Origin of the sequence: Cupriavidus sp. 2SB, from assembly GCF_005503625.1 — a bacterium.
In the GTDB taxonomy this organism is placed as follows: domain Bacteria; phylum Pseudomonadota; class Gammaproteobacteria; order Burkholderiales; family Burkholderiaceae; genus Cupriavidus.
Window position 1 is genome coordinate 1 of the sequence record NZ_SCMX01000148.1, and the last position, 4,563, is coordinate 4,563.

Below are 4,563 nucleotides of genomic sequence, written 5' to 3' on the forward strand. Positions count from 1 at the left end.
GGGCGGGGGAGAGGGCCAGCAGTTCAAATTGTCACAATCGGCAAGCAGAACCTCCAGCCCTCTCCCCCAACCCCTCTCCCGCGTTGCGGGAGAGGGGAGTATTCAGCTCAGTGAACCTGAGCCGCCTGTGCCTTCTCGGCCCGGCTGCCCTGCACCTTCTTCAGGTTGCCGATCTCGGCCAGCTTGATTTCCACGTGGCGCGAGAACACGTAATCCGCCGGGCGCTGGTTATCGAGCGAGATGTCCGGCGCCATCGGGCCATCGGTCTTCACGCCGCGCAGCGTCACGGCCAGGGCCTTGAGCGGGTGCGAGAACGTGTCGGCCACGGCGGTGGCTTCAAAGCCGCTGTGGACCATGCAGTCGGCGCACTTCTCGTAGTTGCCAACCCCGTAGGCGTCCCAGTCGGTGCCTTCCATCAGTTCCTTGAACGTCTTCACGTAGCCTTCGCCAACCAGGTAGCACGGACGCTGCCAGCCGAACACGGTGCGTGCCGGGTTGCCCCACGGCGTGCACTTGTAGGTCTGGTTGCCGGCCAGGAAGTCCAGGAACATCGTCGACTGGCTGAATGCCCAGTTCTTGCCCGCACGGCCGCGCGACAGGATGTCGCGGAACAGTTGCTTGGTCTTGTTGCGGTTCAGGAAGTGCTGCTGGTCCGGCGCGCGCTCGTAGGCATAACCCGGCGACACCGTGATGCCATCGACGCCCATTGCCTTGACCGAGTCGAAGAACTTGGCGACCAGTTCGGGCTTGGCATCGTTGAACAGCGTGCAGTTGATGTTCACGCGGAAGCCACGTTCCTTGGCCATCTTGATGGCGGCCACGCACTTGTCGTAGACGCCTTCCTGGTTGACCGAGTGATCGTGCATCTCGCGGTCGCCGTCGAGGTGGATCGACCACACGAAGTACGGGCTGGGCTCGTACTGGTCGATCTTCTTCTCCAGCAGCAGTGCGTTGGTGCACAGGTACACAAAGCGCTTGCGGGCCATGATGCCGCGCACGATCTCAGGCATGTCCTTGTGCAGCAGCGGCTCGCCGCCGGCGATGGACACCACCGGTGCGCCGCATTCGTCCACCGCTTCCAGGCACTCGGCCACGGACAGGCGCTGGTTCAGGATGGGGTCCGGATAATCGATCTTGCCGCAGCCGGAGCAGGCCAGGTTGCAGCGGAAAAGGGGTTCGAGCATCAGGGCGAGCGGGTAGCGCTTTTGCCCGGTGAGATGCTTGCGTGCGATGTAGGCGCCTACGCGGGCGACCTGCAGAAACGGAATGGCCAAGGGGGTGCTTCCTGTTAGGTTCAGCTTGTTCGCTTCAGCCAGCCACCGTTTGGGCGGCGAGCCGGGCGTCACTGATATCAGTGGTCTTCCTGGCCCCTGGGGCCAGCGTTGCATCGGCAAGTTCAGCCGGCAGGCGGAATTCGGCATGCTCCTCGATCCCTTCCATGGTCGAGATATCGACCGGACCCAGGCGGCGCAAGGCCGCGATGACGTCTTCCACCATGCTTTCGGGCGCCGAGGCGCCCGCGGTAATGCCTACGACGTCTGCGCCTCGCACCCATTCGGGGTCGAGTTCGCTGCCGTCGGCAATCAGGTAACTCGGCACGCCACTTTCCGTGCCGATCTCGCGGAGCCTGTTCGAGTTGGAACTGTTCGACGCTCCGATCACGAGAATGACATCCACTCGCTGCGACAATTCCCGCACTGCGCTCTGGCGGTTTTGCGTGGCATAGCAGATATCGCGTGTACTTGGCCCGACCAGGTTGGTGAATCGCCGGCCGAGCGCCGCAATGATATTACGGGTGTCGTCCACGGACAACGTGGTCTGGGTAATATAGGCCGCCGGCACATCGTCCGGCAGCGCCAGCCGGGCCACGTCGGCTTCACACTGCACCAGATGGACCTTGCCCGGGATCTGGCCCATCGTGCCTTCCACCTCGGGGTGCCCGGCATGGCCAATCAGGATCACCTGACGGCCCGCCGCCGCATACTGGCGGCCCTGGTTGTGCACTTTGACCACAAGAGGGCAAGTTGCGTCAATGGCATGCAGCTCGCGTCGCTGTGCTTCTTTCACCACCTCGCGCGACACGCCATGGGCGCTGAAGATGGTAACGGCGTCATCTGGCACCTCGTCGAGTTCCTCGACAAAGCGTGCGCCTTTTTGCCGCAACCCTTCGACCACATGCTTGTTGTGGACAATCTCATGTCGGACATAAACCGGTGCCCCGTGCTTGAGCAGGGCGCGGTCGACAATGTCGATCGCCCTGACAACTCCGGCACAGAAGCCCCGTGGCTGGGCAAGGATCACCTGCATGGAGATGGCCCCCCGACCCGCTTGTAAAGATTGGAAAACATTCTTTTTGTGGTATTTCCGGCGTCACTTTCCCGGTTAATGGTGGTTACTATATACCGGGCCGGATTTTCATGTTTGCGCGTTGGGTCTTGCCAACATTTGACTTGTCTGGCGTAAATGCAGCGGGACTGGCCCGCGAAAGCCGCGATTGTCGCCAAACCTGCACGCAACGTCTCCAGGGGATTTGAAATTCAGAATTGCATTCTCGTAACGGGAGCCTCGGGCTTCCTCGGTTCGTCGGTCATGCGCCAGGCGCTGGAACGCGGATTCCAGGTACGGGTGCTGGTGCGGCCCACCAGCCCGCGCGCCAATCTCGCCGGGCTGCCCGTGGAGGTGGTGGAAGGGGATATGCGCGATGCCGCGTCGATGGCGCGGGCCATGGCCGGCGTGCGCTACCTGTTCCACGTGGCAGCAGACTACCGGCTCTGGGCGCCAGACCCCGAGGACATCGTCCGCGCCAACGTGGACGGCACGGCCACGACGATGGAAGCCGCGCGCAACGCCGGCGTGGAGCGCATCGTCTACACCAGCAGCGTGGCCACCCTGCGCGTGGCCGGTGCCACCGGGCCGGTCGATGAAACGGCAGCCATGGCTGGCCACGAGGCCATCGGCGCGTACAAGCGCAGCAAGGTGCTGGCCGAGCGTGAGGTGGAGCGTCTGGTGGCCGAGGGCCTGCCGGCGGTGATCGTGAATCCGTCCACGCCGATCGGGCCGCGCGATGTGCGCCCGACGCCTACGGGCCGGATCATCGTCGAGGCGGCCACGGGCAAGATCCCGGCATTCGTCGATACGGGCCTGAACCTGGCCCATGTAGACGATGTGGCGAACGGACATTTCCTGGCGCTGGACAAAGGCCGGGTCGGCGAGCGCTACATCCTGGGTGGCCAGGATGTGCTGCTGCGGCAGATGCTGGCCGATATCGCCGGTATGGCAGGGCGCCGCGCCCCGACCATCGAACTTCCGCGCTGGCCGCTCTATCCGATTGCCCACGTCGCGGAAACCGTGGCGCGTTTCACGAAGAAAGAGCCTTTTGTGACCGTGGACGGCCTCAAGATGTCGCGTTACCGGATGTTCTTTACATCGGCCAAGGCCCAGCGCGAGCTGGGCTATGCGCCCCGGCCGTACCAGGAGGGGCTGCGCGACGCCCTCGACTGGTTCCGCGACAACGGCTATCTCAAGTAATCAGGACCGCACGGGCGCCTGCGAGCGTCCCTTCCACTGGCCGCCGCGACGCAGGTAGTAGCGGCGCGCCGAATCCAGCGTGGCGCCAAGGTAGAACAGGGCAGTCAGCGGTAGCAGCGGGGCGAGGCCGGCCGGCTGGCCGTACTCGCGCAGCATCGGCCGATAGCTGACGGCCATCATGATCCAGGCGAGCCACGCGGGCCACAGCGATGCCCCGCCGATCAGCGCCAGCACGGGCGGGGCCAGATAGGTCAGGATCATGCCCAGCGTGGCGCCGATCAGCATCCACGGCGAATAGTGGAGTTGCGTGTAGGCGCTGCGGGCGATCATGTTCCACAGGCTTTCCCAATCGTCGTATGGGCGCAGTGAAATACTGTCGTCCGCCAGATCCAGCCGGATGGAGCCGCCTGCCTTGATGCGCGCCGCCAGGCTGCAATCGTCGATCAACTCGCCCCGAATGGCTTCGAACCCGCCGATCCGCACCAGCGCCGAGCGGCGCGCCAGCATGCAGCCGCCCGCCGCGCCCGCCACCTTGCTGCGAGGATTGGCCACGCTCGCAAACGGATAGAGTTTGGCGAAGAAGAAGACAAAAGCGGGCACGATCATGCGCTCCCACCACGATTCGCAGCGCAGGCGAACCATGAGCGAGGTCAGGTCGCGTTGTTCGTGTTCGGCGCGCGCCACGAGTTCGCGGATGGTGTTCGGACCGTGCCAGATATCGGCATCGGTCAGGAAGACAAAGCCCGCGTCAGGCATTTGACGGTCCGCTTCTGCCAAGCCTTCCGACTGGGCCCAGACCTTGCCGCTCCACCCCGGAGGCAGGTCGCGGGCGCCGATCACGGTCAGCGCATCGGCGCGGCCAATAGAGAGTGCCGCAGCGCGAGCGATATCGGCGGTGCCATCGGTACTGTGGTCATCCACCACCACCAGATGCAGGCGGCCGGGATATTGCTGGCTCAGCACGCCGGTCACGGCGCGGGCGATCACGTCGGCCTCGTTGCGGGCAGGGATCACGCCGATCACAGGGGGCCACGC

Annotated in this window: 4 protein-coding genes; 1 reads left to right on the forward strand and 3 read right to left on the reverse strand. The window is 64.5% G+C overall.

Annotated features, from left to right (window positions below):
• Positions 1-107: 107 nt before the first annotated feature.
• Together hpnH and ispH are read right to left on the reverse strand one after the other, a co-directional pair.
• Positions 108-1,274 (reverse strand): adenosyl-hopene transferase HpnH, encoded by a 1,167-nt coding sequence (hpnH, locus tag FFS21_RS31525; protein ID WP_137928598.1) that lies wholly within the window; start codon positions 1,272-1,274, stop codon positions 108-110.
• 34 nt (positions 1,275-1,308) lie between these two features.
• Positions 1,309-2,307: a 4-hydroxy-3-methylbut-2-enyl diphosphate reductase gene (gene ispH, locus FFS21_RS31530; protein ID WP_137928599.1), complete on the reverse strand. Its 999-nt coding sequence runs from the start codon at positions 2,305-2,307 to the stop codon at positions 1,309-1,311.
• A gap of 156 nt (positions 2,308-2,463) precedes the next feature.
• On the opposite strand from ispH, the gene hpnA reads away from it, so the two are divergent.
• On the forward strand, positions 2,464-3,528 hold the full coding sequence (hpnA, locus tag FFS21_RS31535) for a hopanoid-associated sugar epimerase (protein WP_502705219.1): 1,065 nt from the start codon (positions 2,464-2,466) through the stop codon (positions 3,526-3,528).
• On the opposite strand, the gene FFS21_RS31540 is transcribed toward hpnA, so the two are convergent.
• On the reverse strand, positions 3,529-4,563 hold a 1,035-nt coding region (locus tag FFS21_RS31540; RefSeq protein WP_137928600.1), incomplete at its 5' end, for a glycosyltransferase.

Coding starts and splice junctions, on each gene's coding strand:
- ispH (WP_137928599.1), bottom strand. CDS start 2,307: ATGCAGGTGATCCTTGCCCAGCCACGGGGCTTCTGTGCCGGAGTTGTC.
- hpnA (WP_502705219.1), top strand. CDS start 2,464: ATGCAGCGGGACTGGCCCGCGAAAGCCGCGATTGTCGCCAAACCTGCA.